This is a genomic window from Pseudomonas sp. BIGb0558, assembly GCF_024807515.1.
Classification (GTDB): domain Bacteria; phylum Pseudomonadota; class Gammaproteobacteria; order Pseudomonadales; family Pseudomonadaceae; genus Aquipseudomonas; species Aquipseudomonas yamanorum_A.
Map to the genome: position 1 here is coordinate 312,715 of NZ_JANUEW010000003.1, position 13,191 is coordinate 325,905.

Consider the following 13,191-nt stretch of genomic DNA (forward strand, 5'->3'; position numbering starts at 1 on the left):
GGCTTTAACATGAGTGGCAACTTCCTCGCCCTGGCGCAGCCGGGCGTGCAACAACTGTCGCCTTACGTTCCGGGCAAGCCTGTGGACGAGCTGGCGCGTGAGTTGAATCTGGATCCATCGAAGATCGTAAAGCTGGCCAGTAACGAAAACCCGATGGGCCCAAGTCCCAAGGTATTGGCCGCGATTCGTGATGCGCTGGCCGAGCTGACCCGCTATCCCGATGGTAATGGCTTTGCGCTCAAGTCCCTGTTGGCGGAAAAATGCCGGGTTGAGCTGAACCAGGTGACCCTGGGTAACGGTTCCAACGACATTCTGGAGCTGGTCGGGCGCGCCTATCTGGCAACTGGCCTGAACGCGGTGTTCAGTGAGCATGCGTTTGCGGTCTATCCGATCGTCACTCAGGCCGTTGGCGCCGAGGCGCGCGTGATTCCTGCGAAAGACTGGGGTCATGACCTGCCGGCCATGCTGGCGGCCATCGATGACCAGACCCGCGTCGTGTTTATCGCCAACCCGAATAACCCGACCGGTACCTGGTTCAGCGCCGAGGTGCTGGACAACTTCCTGCAAGAGGTGCCGGAGCACGTGCTGGTGGTGCTGGACGAGGCTTACATCGAGTACGCCGAAGGCAGTGACCTGCCGGACGGCCTGGACTTCCTCGCGGCTTATCCGAACCTGCTGGTCTCGCGCACCTTCTCCAAGGCCTATGGCCTGGCGTCGCTGCGGGTTGGCTATGGCCTGTCCACCGCCGTGGTGGCCGATGTGCTGAACCGTGTTCGCCAGCCCTTCAACGTCAACAGCCTGGCGCTGGAGGCGGCTTGCGCTGCGGTGCAGGATGCCGAGTACCTGGAAGAAGGCCGTCGCCTCAACGAAAGCGGCATGCTGCAGTTGCAGGAGGGTTTCCGTGAGCTGGGCCTGGGCTGGATTCCGTCCAAGGGCAACTTCATCTGTGTCGATCTCGGCCAGGTAGCGGCGCCGGTGTTCCAGGGCCTGCTGCGCGAAGGCGTGATCGTGCGTCCGGTGGCCAACTACGGCATGCCGAACCACCTGCGTATCACCATCGGTTTGCCTGCTGAAAACAGTCGCTTCCTTGAGGCGCTGGCCAAGGTTCTGGCTCGTGGTTGATGTCACTGCATTGCAACCTGCTGTGCCTATGATCGGTCGCCTGGTGGTGGTCGGTCTGGGATTGATCGGCGGCTCCTTCGCCAAGGGCCTGCGGGAAAGCGGCCTGTGTGGCGAAGTGGTCGGTGTGGACCTGGACCCGCAATCGCGCAAGTTGGCGGTTGAATTGGGCGTGGTGGATCGCTGTGAGGCGGACCTTGCGGTTGCCTGCCGGGGCGCGGATGTCATTCAGTTGGCGGTGCCGATCCTGGCCATGGAGAAGTTGCTGGCGCTGTTGGCTGGCATGGACCTTGGACAAGCCATCCTGACCGACGTCGGCAGTGCCAAGGGCAATGTCGTTCGTGCCGCCCGGCTGGCCTTTGGTGGCATGCCTGCGCGCTTCGTGCCGGGGCACCCGATTGCCGGTTCCGAGCAGAGCGGGGTGGAAGCCTCCAATGCGCAGCTGTTCCGCCGCCATAAAGTGATTCTGACGCCACTGGATGAAACCGATCCTGCGGCATTGGCCGTGGTGGATCGGCTCTGGCGCGAGCTGGGGGCGGATGTCGAGCACATGCAGGTCGAGCGCCACGATGAAGTGTTGGCGGCGACCAGTCATCTGCCGCATTTGCTGGCGTTTGGCCTGGTGGATTCGCTGGCCAAGCGCAACGAGAACCTCGAGATTTTCCGTTACGCCGCCGGTGGCTTCCGCGACTTTACCCGGATCGCCGGCAGCGACCCGGTGATGTGGCATGACATCTTCCTCGCCAACCGCGATGCAGTGTTGCGCACTCTGGATACATTCCGCAGCGACCTTGACGCCTTGCGCGACGCGGTCGATGCCGGCGACGGGCATCAGTTGTTGGGCGTGTTCACTCGTGCGCGGGTGGCGCGGGAGCATTTCAGCAAGATTCTGGCGCGTCGGGCTTATATGGATGCTGTTGTAAACGCGGATGATCTGGTCTTCCTCGCCAGCCCCGGTGGCCACTTGAGCGGGCAGATTCGGGTGCCTGGGGATAAATCGATCTCCCATCGTTCGATCATGCTGGGCTCCCTGGCGGACGGTGTCACCGAGGTGGAAGGCTTCCTGGAAGGCGAAGACGCCCTGGCGACCTTGCAGGCGTTTCGTGACATGGGCGTGGTGATTGAAGGCCCGCACCATGGGCGCGTCACCATTCATGGGGTTGGCCTGCATGGCTTGAAGCCGGCGCCAGGCCCGATCTATCTCGGTAATTCGGGCACTTCCATGCGGTTGTTGTCCGGTTTGCTCGCGGCCCAGAGCTTCGACAGTGTGTTGACGGGCGATGCGTCGCTGTCCAAGCGCCCAATGAATCGCGTGGCCAAGCCATTGCGCGAAATGGGCGCGGTGATCGAGACCGGGCCGGAAGGCAGGCCGCCGCTGACGATTCGTGGTGGCCAGGCACTGAAAGGGCTGACCTACGCATTGCCGATGGCCAGTGCCCAGGTTAAATCCTGCCTGTTGCTGGCCGGGTTGTATGCCGAGGGTAAAACCTCGATTACCGAGCCGGCGCCGACCCGCGACCATACCGAGCGGATGTTGCGCGGTTTTGGTTATCCGGTGGAGGTGGTGGGTGCTACGGCTTCGGTCGAATCCGGTCACTCGCTTGTTGCGACCCATATTGAAGTGCCGGGTGATATTTCCTCCTCGGCGTTTTTCCTGGTGGCGGCATCGATTGCCGAAGGCTCCGAGTTCTTGCTTGAGCATGTGGGCATCAATCCGACACGTACCGGGGTGATCGATATCCTGCGGCTGATGGGGGCGGATATCACCCTGGAAAACCAGCGCGAGGTCGGTGGTGAGCCGGTTGCTGACCTGCGTGTTCGTGCGGCGGCGTTGAAGGGTATCGAGATTCCCGAAGCCCTGGTTCCGTTGGCTATCGATGAGTTTCCGGTACTGTTCGTGGCTGCGGCGTGTGCCGAAGGCCGGACGGTACTGCGCGGGGCAGAGGAGCTGCGGGTCAAGGAGTCTGACCGGATCCAGGTCATGGCCGACGGTCTGCTGGCCCTGGGTGTGAAGTGTGAACCAACACCTGATGGGATTATCATCGAGGGTGGCGTGATAGGTGGTGGTGAGGTCCATGCCCATGGAGATCACCGGATTGCCATGGCCTTCAGCGTGGCATCCCTGCGAGCGGCTGCGCCGATTCGTATCCATGACTGTGCCAACGTGGCTACGTCTTTTCCGAATTTTCTTACACTGTGTGCCCAAGTCGGCCTCCGTGTAGCCCAAGAGGCTCAATTGTGAATATCAAAGCACCGGTGATTACCATCGACGGGCCAAGTGGCTCGGGCAAAGGCACGATCGCCGGCATCCTGGCCAAGCGCCTGGGCTGGTGCCTGTTGGATTCCGGGGCGCTGTACCGCTTGCTGGCCTTTGCGGCCCGCAACCATGGCGTCGACCTGACCAACGAAGAATCGCTGAAGTTGTTGGCTGCGCACCTTGATGTGCAGTTCGTCGGGGCGACGGAAGGTCATCCCCAGCGCATCATCCTGGAAGGGGATGATGTGACCGATGATCTACGTAACGAGCAGGTCGGTTCCTGGGCTTCCCAGGTCGCCGCACTGCCTGCGGTGCGCGACGCTTTGCTGCAGCGCCAGCGGGCTTTCCAGGAACCGCCGGGCCTTGTGGCTGACGGCCGCGACATGGGCACGGTGGTGTTTCCCGATGCGCCACTGAAGATTTTCCTGACTGCCAGCGCCGAGGAGCGGGCCCGTCGCCGTTACTTGCAGTTGAAGGGCAAAGTCGATGGTGTTAGTCTGTCGAGTCTGCTAGATGAGATCCGTGCACGCGATGAGCGTGATACCCAGCGTGCGGTAGCCCCGCTCAAGCCGGCGGCTGACGCCATACAGCTGGATTCCACGGAGTTGTCCATCGAGCAGGTGCTGGAACGCATCTTGAGTGAAATCGCCATTCGCGATATCGCCGGGTGACCAAGAAGGCTGCAGGGGACCAGTCATAGTCCTGCGGTGCTTCTTCTAATTGAAACTAACCCACACCGTCTGGGGTGTGGAGATGGGCGTATTCTTCGCCCTTATCAACAGGAATTAAAATGAGCGAAAGCTTTGCGGAACTCTTTGAAGAAAGCCTAAAAACCCTGAACCTTCAGGCAGGCTCCATCATCACCGGTGTTATTGTTGATATCGATTACCAAGCTCGCTGGGTAACCGTTCACGCTGGTCTGAAGTCTGAAGCTCTGATCCCGCTGGAACAGTTCTACAACGATGCTGGCGACCTGACTATCAATGTCGGTGACGAAGTTCACGTTGCTCTGGACTCGGTTGAAGACGGTTTCGGTGAAACCAAGCTGTCCCGTGAAAAAGCCAAGCGCGCTGAATGCTGGATTGTTCTCGAAGCAGCCTTCGCAGCTGAAGAAGTGGTCAAGGGCGTTATCAACGGTAAGGTTAAAGGCGGCTTCACTGTCGACGTTAACGGCATCCGTGCGTTCCTGCCAGGTTCTTTGGTCGACGTTCGTCCTGTGCGCGACACCACGCACCTGGAAGGCAAAGAACTCGAATTCAAGGTCATCAAGCTCGACCAGAAACGCAACAACGTTGTCGTTTCCCGTCGCAGCGTCCTGGAAGCAGAGAACTCCGCCGAGCGTGAAGCTCTGCTGGAATCCCTGCAGGAAGGCCAACAAGTCAAAGGTATCGTCAAGAACCTCACCGATTACGGCGCATTCGTCGATCTGGGTGGCGTCGATGGCCTGCTGCACATTACCGACATGGCTTGGAAGCGTATCAAGCATCCATCGGAAATCGTCAACGTTGGCGACGAGATCGATGTCAAGGTTCTGAAGTACGATCGTGAGCGCAACCGTGTCTCCCTGGGCTTGAAACAGCTGGGCGAAGATCCATGGGTCGCTATCAAGGCTCGTTACCCAGAAAGCACTCGCGTCACCGCGCGTGTTACCAACCTGACCGACTACGGCTGCTTCGCAGAGCTGGAAGAAGGCGTGGAAGGCCTGGTACACGTTTCCGAAATGGACTGGACCAACAAGAACATCCACCCTTCGAAAGTCGTACAAGTCGGCGACGAAGTGGAAGTTATGGTTCTGGACATCGACGAAGAGCGTCGTCGTATCTCCCTCGGCATCAAGCAGTGCAAATCTAACCCATGGGAAGATTTCTCTGGCCAGTTCAACAAGGGCGATAAAATCTCCGGCACCATCAAGTCGATCACCGATTTCGGTATCTTCATTGGTCTGGACGGCGGCATCGACGGCCTGGTTCACCTGTCCGACATCTCCTGGAACGAAGTGGGCGAAGAAGCTGTTCGTCGTTTCAAGAAGGGCGACGAGCTGGACACCGTTATCCTGTCGGTTGACCCAGAGCGCGAGCGCATCTCCCTGGGTATCAAGCAACTGGAAAGCGATCCGTTCTCCGAGTACGTTCAAGAGAACGACAAAGGCGCAATCGTTAAAGGCATCGTGAAAGAAGTTGACGCCAAAGGCGCCATCATCACTCTGGCCGACGATATCGAAGCGACTCTGAAAGCCTCCGAAATCAGCCGTGACCGCGTTGAAGACGCGCGCAACGTTCTGAAAGAAGGCGAAGAAGTAGAAGCCAAGATCATCAGCGTTGACCGCAAGAGCCGCGTAATCCAGCTCTCCATCAAGTCGAAAGACGATGCTGAAGAGAAAGAAGCCATCCAGAGCCTGCGCGACAAGCCAGCTACCTCTGAGCCTTCTGCTGGTCCTACCACTCTGGGCGACCTGCTGCGTGCACAAATGGAAAAACAGAACTAAGTTCTGTCAGACCATAGAAAAAGGGCGACTTCGGTCGCCCTTTTTTGTGCCTGGGATTTGGTGTTGCGCGAACTTCGTCTGGGTGTTCTGCAGCTGGCGCGCTGTGGTCTTGCTGGTAGCGCATTCGCGCTCATAGGCTCCCTCAGCCAGTTACCACGCTTGAGTGGCTTCTGTGCCTCTACGCGAGGCGAGGGGTGGTGGGCTCTAAAGCTGTGGCTCCGAGAGTTACGCCCCAACTCTTTGAATATAAGTCAATACTTGGGCTGTTCAAATTCCTCCGGTCATGCTAAAACCTTCGAAGCGCTTTTCCTAGCTGCTTGAAAAAGAAGGGAAAAATATGACGAAGTCGGAGTTGATCGAACGAATTGTCACCCATCAAGGGCTGCTCTCATCCAAGGATGTGGAGCTGGCCATCAAGACCATGCTTGAGCAGATGTCCCAGTGTCTTGCTACCGGCGATCGGATTGAGATTCGTGGGTTTGGTAGCTTTTCGCTGCATTATCGGGCGCCGCGTGTGGGGCGTAATCCGAAGACTGGCCAATCCGTTAGCCTCGATGGCAAGTTCGTGCCTCACTTCAAGCCGGGGAAGGAATTGCGGGACCGGGTGAACGAAGACGAAGAAGAAGGCGTCTGAGTGTTTTTTGGGGTAGGAGAAGGTTATGCGTGGGATTAAGCGCGTTGTTCTCGTGCTGGCGATGCTGATTGTCGTGCTGGCAGTGTTAGGGTTCGTGCTGGAAAACCAGCAGGGTGTGTCTCTTTCATTCCTGGGGTTGGTGACCGGGCAGATGCCCGTATCGGTGTTTGTGGTGGTGGCCTTGATAATTGGAATGCTGCTGGGGCCGCTGTTAAGTGTCATCGTTGGATGGAATCGACGTGAAAAGTCTATGACTGCAGGGCGCGGGTAGAGCTTCCATGGGTATTGCAGTGAACTCCTGAACCGTTCGTCGGACGATTCTCGTGCAGTACACATCAGTGCTTGGAGTGATCTGGCAGGTGGTAAATCCGGCGATACCACTGATTATTGTCTCGTTGCTACAAAATTTTCTTTCTTGTCCTTCTCGGACGACCTTTATCAGGGTTGCCCCTAGGTGTTAAGGAAGCGCCCTACGGATAAGTCAAGACTTGTAATATGTCAGCGAGATGGCAGAATGGAATCTGTTCTCGATAACAGGCATTTTTTGCGCTCAAAACTCGGCAGCGACGCTGGGTTTTTCGGTCATATAACTAGAATAAAAATACACAATTTTGTCTGCATAACGAGCCCGCAGTTTCTCTTTGAAGGCAGGTTTTTGTTGTGAGTAGTAGCTTCCGTGCTCCCCCGGTTCGATCATCCGAAGAAATTGATTTTGTGCGGCTTTTCGCGTCTGTCTGGCAACAAAAAAAACTTCTGCTTTTTGTCACCATCGGCGCGGGATTGATTGCTGCATCCTACGCATTTTTAGCTGATCCTTTATATAAAGTCAGCAGTGTTTTGCGTCCTGCCGCTATTAATGATTTAGATGCGTTAAATCGTTCAGAGATTTATCAACTACCTCCTTCCGAAGCGCTCCTCAAAGTAGGCGCGGCACTTGACTCCTATGATACCCGTCTGGGCTATTTCAGGAAAAATCAGAAGCTTTTCGAGAAGTTTGTTCGTCCTGGGCAGACGCTGGAGCAGAGTTTTCAAGAATTCAATCATGACTCTATCCGTTTGATTCTTCCTGATGCAGATAAGAAAAATTCGCTGAGTGCCTACATCAAGCTCGAGATGATGTATCCGAAAGGCGTCGACGGCGTCTCTATTCTTAATGGCTTTGTCGACTACGCTATCGCAAGTGAGCGCGAGCGCATCACGGCTGATTTGAATGTGATCGCTAAAAACCGTTTGAGGGAGCTTAACGGCAAGCTCGATTCGGCTCGCTCAAACTACGATATTGAAAAAGAAGCCAAAATAGCATCATTGCGAGAATCCGACTCCTTGAGGCGGGCGCAATTGCAAGATGAGTTGAAGGCGCTGCGGTCTCAGCTGAAGACCTTGCGTAGTGACCGTATCGCTCAACTGAATGAGGCAATAGGGATTGCCCGTTCCTTGGGTATTCAAAAGCCAGCTACGCCTTCCTCACTTGGCGAATCGGCTGTAACAGGTGCTGGCAGTGTGATGCGTACTGAAGTGAACAATCAGCAGATTCCGCTCTATTTTATGGGGGTGGATGCGCTTAAGGCTGAGCTTGCTGCATTGCAGTCGCGGAAGTCGGACGACTTTACCGAGTCGCGCATCGCTCAAATCGCCAAGGAGCTTCAGTTGCTGGCCTCCAACCGAGAGGTTGAAGTGCTGGATGCTCGAAAAAATGAAGATATCTTTCTTGCGGGTGTTCAACCGCTGCGAACAGAGATTTTCCGCTTGAGCAGTCTGAATATTGATATGGCGAAGCTGAAGTTGGTGAGCATTGACCAGCAAGCCCTTGAGCCACTGGTTCCGTCGAGTCCTAATCGCCCATTGATCATTTTGCTTGGCCTGCTCTTCGGCGCTGTTGCCGCGATAGGTATTGCGCTGGTCAGGCAGGCGTTACGTGCTGCTCGGGTTAATACAGAGCACGATAGGCACGACCTGGCAGCTTCGCTTCTTCAGTCCTCGGGCTCCGGGGCCGCTCAGCTGGATCGGCAACAAGAGCTTGGCAATAAGTTACTCCAAAAATAATTCCACGCACGTGAAGCCTTTCGCCTCACGTGCTTCCCCCGGGCCGTATGTCTTGTTTTCGTGCGGAATCTATATTACACGCCAGCGCAAATCTGAACGGTCATCTGAAAGGCTCTTCTGGGCGGCTTTCGACTATCGGAAGTTACCTGAATTTCGCGACGGGTCTTCATGACGTTTCGATGTTTGATCTGTATTTACTTGTGCGTGCGGTCAAGCGTGCTGCGCAAGTTTATATTGTTAGCTTAATAGTTGAAGGTTGCGCCGGCCAACGAGGTTTGATGTCACTGATTTGCGTGTGACTTCTTGATTAGTGGCTTATGGCTAGTATCTGGTGAGAGTTGGATAAAGGTGCGGCCTGCTCAGGTTGGCTGCGCGAAGTGCGCCGGCGAGCACCAATGAGCTAGGTGGTACGGTCGAGCGTGGGCTCAATCGTCACGGGGAATATACAGATGGGGCGGGATCCTTATGGGACAACGACCCAATTTCAATGAATGGTTGCGACGCGCCGCTGCCGTGAAACGACGCATTGCAAATGTTGCGGTAAAACGTTGTCCGGTCCTGAACTGGGCAGGGGTGGTGGGGTCTCATACGCAGTATAGGGGACCAGCGAGGCGTTATGTCGGCACGCTTGGTGATGATATGCTGCAGAGCAGAAGTGGTTGCAGTTGGAGCGGCAAAAGGTCGCTTGCGCGTAATCGGTAGGTCAGGCAGGAGCAAGGCAGCGTTGCTGGTTTCCAGACTGATTCTCTGACTAAATAATGATATGGAATCGTTGGTAATCTAATGACTTTAAAGATCTTGAGTGTTTTCGGTACGCGACCGGAAGCTATAAAAATGGCTCCATTAGCTTTAGCGTTGAATGCAGATGAGCGTTTTGAGGCCAAAATCTGCGTCACGGGCCAACACCGTGAAATGCTGGATCAAGTGTTAGAGTTATTTAAACTTGAGCCTGACTTTGATCTGAATATCATGAAGTCGGGTCAAGACCTTACCGATGTGACAACTGGTATTCTTCAGGGAATGAAGGAAATCTTCCGGACCTATCGGCCGGATATTGTTTTGGTGCATGGTGATACCGCCACGACCTTTGCAACTACATTGGCGGCGTATTATCAGCAAATTCCTGTCGCTCATATCGAAGCAGGACTTCGTACCGGGAATTTATACTCTCCCTGGCCGGAAGAGGCCAATCGAAAGTTGACGGGAGCGCTCGCGTGTCTTCACTTCGCTCCTACCGAAAGATCGGAGCAGAATTTACTGCGTGAAGGGGTTGCACCTGACGCAATTCATGTGACGGGAAATACTGTAATTGACGCTCTGCTTGAGGTCGTCCAGAAGCTCGAGTCCAATGAACAGTTAAAGCAGAAATTTTCTCAGCAGTTCGCTTTTTTACCCACTCAGCGCCGCGTCATCCTCGTGACAGGGCATCGACGTGAAAGCTTCGGCGATGGATTCGAAAGAATTTGCAGTTCGTTGGCTACGATTGCCCATGAGTTTGATGATGTCGAGATTGTCTACCCTGTTCATTTAAATCCAAATGTCCGTGAACCGGTCAATCGTTTGTTGGCTGGCATAAAAAATATTCACCTCATAGAACCCTTGGATTATCTGCCTTTCGTATATTTGATGAATCGGTCGTATTTGATTCTGACTGATTCCGGTGGCGTGCAGGAAGAGGCTCCTTCTTTGGGCAAGCCTGTCCTGGTAATGCGGGACACTACTGAGCGGCCTGAGGCGATTGAGGCCGGTACCGTCAGATTGGTCGGTACAGAGAAGGACAAGATAGTTCACCATTTGCGTGAGCTTTTACTTGATCAAAAGGCTTACGAGGAAATGAGCTTTGCTCATAATCCTTATGGTGATGGTAATGCCTGCGTGCGCATTGTTAATGCTCTAGCCACTTTCAAAAATTAAGGTTTGGTCATGGAATTTTCCACTATTTCTGTCATTGGTCTGGGCTACATTGGTTTGCCAACCGCAGCCGTTTTTGCCGCGCGAAAGTTAAAGGTCATTGGTGTCGACGTTAATCAAAAGGCCGTCGACACGATCAACGGTGGACAGATTCATATCGTTGAGCCTGATTTGGACATAGTCGTGCATGCGGCCGTGACCGAGGGGTATCTGCGCGCGAGCACTCGACCAGAGCCGGCGGATGCTTTCCTGATTGCCGTGCCCACTCCGTTCAAGGATGGTCATGCTCCAGATCTTTCTTACATTGAGTCCGCAAGCAAATCCATTGCGCCAGTACTGAAAAAGGGTGACCTGGTCATTCTTGAGTCCACCTCACCGGTGGGAGCGACCGAAAAGATGGCGTCGTGGCTGGCTGAAGCACGTCCTGACCTGACGTTTCCGCAGACCCATGGCGAGGCGTCGGACGTTCGCGTTGCGCACTGCCCTGAGCGTGTACTTCCAGGTCATGTTTTGCGTGAGTTGGTACAGAATGATCGAGTCATTGGCGGGATGACCCCCAAGTGCTCGGACGCGGCGACACGTCTCTACAAGTTGTTTGTAGAGGGCGAGTGTATTATCACCAATGCCCGAACCGCAGAAATGTGCAAGTTGACAGAGAACAGCTTTCGCGATGTCAACATCGCCTTCGCGAACGAATTGTCGATGATATGCGATAAGTTTGATGTCGACGTCTGGGAGCTTATCAAGCTTGCCAACCGGCACCCTCGCGTTAATATTCTCCAGCCAGGGCCTGGCGTGGGTGGACACTGCATCGCCGTTGACCCTTGGTTCATCGTCAGCCAGGCTGATGGTCAGGCGAAACTGATCAAAACGGCACGTGAGGTCAATGACTCGAAACCATCGTGGGTTATTGAAAAGGTTGATGCTGCTGTGGCCGATCATCTGTCGAGTCACCCCGAGAAGTCGGAAAAAGACATTGTTATTGCGTGCTTCGGCCTGGCATTCAAGCCCGATATTGACGACCTGCGTGAAAGTCCATCTCTGGAAATTACGAAAAATATCTCAAACCGTCACGCCGGGAAAGTTATTGTCGTAGAACCTAATATTGATTCTCTGCCTGCGACGTTGCCGAATGTTGAGTTATGCACAATAGAAGAAGCGTTTGAGCGAGCGGATGTCTTATTGTTGTTAGTGGATCACAAGCCATTCAAAAGTGTTCCTTCTTCACTTCTCCAGGGGCGTCAGATTGTTGATACTCGGGGAATCTGGCTTGTATGAAAATTCTTCCTGTTATTATGTCTGGGGGCTCTGGAACGAGGCTCTGGCCGCTTAGCAGAACTCTTTACCCCAAGCAGTTTCTGGCAATTTCGGGGCGAGAGACGTTGTTTCAGCAGGCTATTGCCCGACTGTTGAAGATCGGCGGTCAAGGCTCGGATTTGCTGGCCCCATGCATCGTTGCCAATGATGAGCATCGTTTCCTGTGTCTCGACCAGATACGGGAGATGAGCGTTTCTACAGCTGTAGTCATTCTTGAGCCGGTAGGACGCAATACTGCTCCTGCGCTTACGTTGGCGGCGCTCTATGCGCGCGATGAAGTGGGTCAGGAAGTTGACCCTGTCCTGGTTGTTGTCCCGGCCGATCAGATGATTCTCGATATTCAAGCCTTTACTGATACGGTCAGTAAAGCTATCGACGTTGCAAAAGACGGCAGCATTGTGATCTTGGGGATCACGCCTGACCGTCCTGAAACGGGTTATGGTTATATCCACTCGGCAGATCCCTCTAACGTCAAGAGGGTGGACGCGTTTGTTGAAAAACCTGAGCGGTCAACTGCAGAAAAATACCTGGAAGATGGAAGCTATTTCTGGAATAGCGGCATTTTTGTGCTGCGTGCGTCAGTCTGGTTGAAAGCACTGAGCGCGTTCAGAAGGGACATCTTCGATGCCACTGAAGCCGCGTGGAAGGGCCGAGTTCAGGATAATGGGTTTATTCGACCACAACTCGAAGCGTTCTCCCTGATACCGCCAGAGTCAATTGACTACGCCGTGATTGAGCATTGTGCGAAAACGCCTTCAGCCGGTCTGACGCTAAAAATGCTGACGATGGACGCCGGTTGGTCTGATCTGGGTGCATGGGATGCTGTTTGGCGTTCGAGTGAAAAGGACGAAAAACAAAACGCTACTCATGGCGATGTAATCATAGACTCCAGCTCCAATACATTGGTTTACGCCTCTCACCGTTTGGTAACGGCCGTGGGGCTTGAAAATATTGTTATTGTCGAAACGCCTGATGCGGTATTGGTTGCGGATAAAGACCGTAGCCAGGGTGTCAAGGCCATTGTCGAAGCATTGAATGTCAAGGCCAGGCCAGAGTCAAAGCTTCATCGTCGTGTTCATCGCCCCTGGGGCTGGTACGACAGCATAGATTCCGGCTCGCGCTTTCAGGTGAAGCGAATACTGGTGAAGCCGAAAGCAACATTGAGTTTGCAGAAGCATTACCACCGCGCGGAACACTGGATTGTTGTGTCTGGCACCGCTGAGGTCACCTGTGAAGATCGCGTTTTTCAGCTGAACGAGAACCAGAGTACTTATATCCCTATTGGCCATGTTCATCGCCTTTCCAATCCCGGCACCATTCCTCTTGAGATCATTGAGGTGCAGTCAGGAACGTACTTGGGTGAGGATGATATTGTTCGATTTGACGATACCTATGGACGTGTTTAAGGCTTAAATTTTTAGGAGT

At 54.4% G+C, this 13,191-nt stretch carries 10 protein-coding genes; all 10 read left to right on the forward strand.

The annotated features are described in order from the left end of the window. Positions 1-9: 9 nt before the first annotated feature. The gene (gene hisC / locus M2400_RS07430) at positions 10-1,122 is read left to right on the forward strand and encodes a histidinol-phosphate transaminase (RefSeq protein WP_259196081.1); all 1,113 of its coding nucleotides are present in this window, start codon (positions 10-12) and stop codon (positions 1,120-1,122) included. Between the two features lie 28 nt (positions 1,123-1,150). Next, positions 1,151-3,361: a bifunctional prephenate dehydrogenase/3-phosphoshikimate 1-carboxyvinyltransferase gene (locus M2400_RS07435; protein WP_259196181.1), complete on the forward strand. Its 2,211-nt coding sequence runs from the start codon at positions 1,151-1,153 to the stop codon at positions 3,359-3,361. After that, entirely contained in the window at positions 3,358-4,047 is a 690-nt protein-coding gene (cmk, locus tag M2400_RS07440) for a (d)CMP kinase (RefSeq protein WP_016971485.1), read from the forward strand. Before M2400_RS07435 ends, cmk begins: the two co-directional genes overlap by 4 nt. 119 nt (positions 4,048-4,166) lie before the next feature. Beyond that, positions 4,167-5,861, forward strand: a complete 1,695-nt coding sequence (gene rpsA, locus M2400_RS07445; RefSeq protein WP_003218806.1) for a 30S ribosomal protein S1 — start codon at positions 4,167-4,169, stop codon at positions 5,859-5,861. A 337-nt stretch (positions 5,862-6,198) separates the two neighbouring features. Next, positions 6,199-6,495: an integration host factor subunit beta gene (ihfB, locus tag M2400_RS07450; protein ID WP_003218804.1), complete on the forward strand. Its 297-nt coding sequence runs from the start codon at positions 6,199-6,201 to the stop codon at positions 6,493-6,495. A 25-nt stretch (positions 6,496-6,520) separates the two neighbouring features. Next, positions 6,521-6,766: a LapA family protein gene (locus M2400_RS07455; RefSeq protein ID WP_177045556.1), complete on the forward strand. Its 246-nt coding sequence runs from the start codon at positions 6,521-6,523 to the stop codon at positions 6,764-6,766. Positions 6,767-7,155: 389 nt separating this feature from the next. Then, entirely contained in the window at positions 7,156-8,538 is a 1,383-nt protein-coding gene (locus tag M2400_RS07460) for a Wzz/FepE/Etk N-terminal domain-containing protein (RefSeq protein ID WP_177075641.1), read from the forward strand. A gap of 783 nt (positions 8,539-9,321) precedes the next feature. Then, a complete protein-coding gene (gene wecB / locus M2400_RS07465) occupies positions 9,322-10,452 on the forward strand; it encodes a non-hydrolyzing UDP-N-acetylglucosamine 2-epimerase (RefSeq protein WP_177075639.1) in 1,131 nt (376 codons plus the stop codon). 9 nt (positions 10,453-10,461) lie between these two features. Then, positions 10,462-11,727, forward strand: coding sequence for a UDP-N-acetyl-D-mannosamine dehydrogenase (gene wecC / locus M2400_RS07470; protein ID WP_177113283.1), 1,266 nt, complete (start codon positions 10,462-10,464; stop codon positions 11,725-11,727). Further along, on the forward strand, positions 11,724-13,172 hold the full coding sequence (locus M2400_RS07475; RefSeq protein ID WP_259196080.1) for a mannose-1-phosphate guanylyltransferase/mannose-6-phosphate isomerase: 1,449 nt from the start codon (positions 11,724-11,726) through the stop codon (positions 13,170-13,172). Before wecC ends, M2400_RS07475 begins: the two co-directional genes overlap by 4 nt. The last annotated feature ends 19 nt before the right edge of the window (positions 13,173-13,191 follow it).

Bases quoted from the DNA above. Each gene is read 5' to 3' on its own strand.
- ihfB (WP_003218804.1), top strand. From the start codon at position 6,199: ATGACGAAGTCGGAGTTGATCGAACGAATTGTCACCCATCAAGGGCTG.
- M2400_RS07475 (WP_259196080.1), top strand. From the start codon at position 11,724: ATGAAAATTCTTCCTGTTATTATGTCTGGGGGCTCTGGAACGAGGCTC.
- M2400_RS07435 (WP_259196181.1), top strand. From the start codon at position 1,151: ATGATCGGTCGCCTGGTGGTGGTCGGTCTGGGATTGATCGGCGGCTCC.
- wecC (WP_177113283.1), top strand. From the start codon at position 10,462: ATGGAATTTTCCACTATTTCTGTCATTGGTCTGGGCTACATTGGTTTG.
- M2400_RS07455 (WP_177045556.1), top strand. From the start codon at position 6,521: ATGCGTGGGATTAAGCGCGTTGTTCTCGTGCTGGCGATGCTGATTGTC.
- wecB (WP_177075639.1), top strand. From the start codon at position 9,322: ATGACTTTAAAGATCTTGAGTGTTTTCGGTACGCGACCGGAAGCTATA.
- hisC (WP_259196081.1), top strand. From the start codon at position 10: ATGAGTGGCAACTTCCTCGCCCTGGCGCAGCCGGGCGTGCAACAACTG.
- rpsA (WP_003218806.1), top strand. From the start codon at position 4,167: ATGAGCGAAAGCTTTGCGGAACTCTTTGAAGAAAGCCTAAAAACCCTG.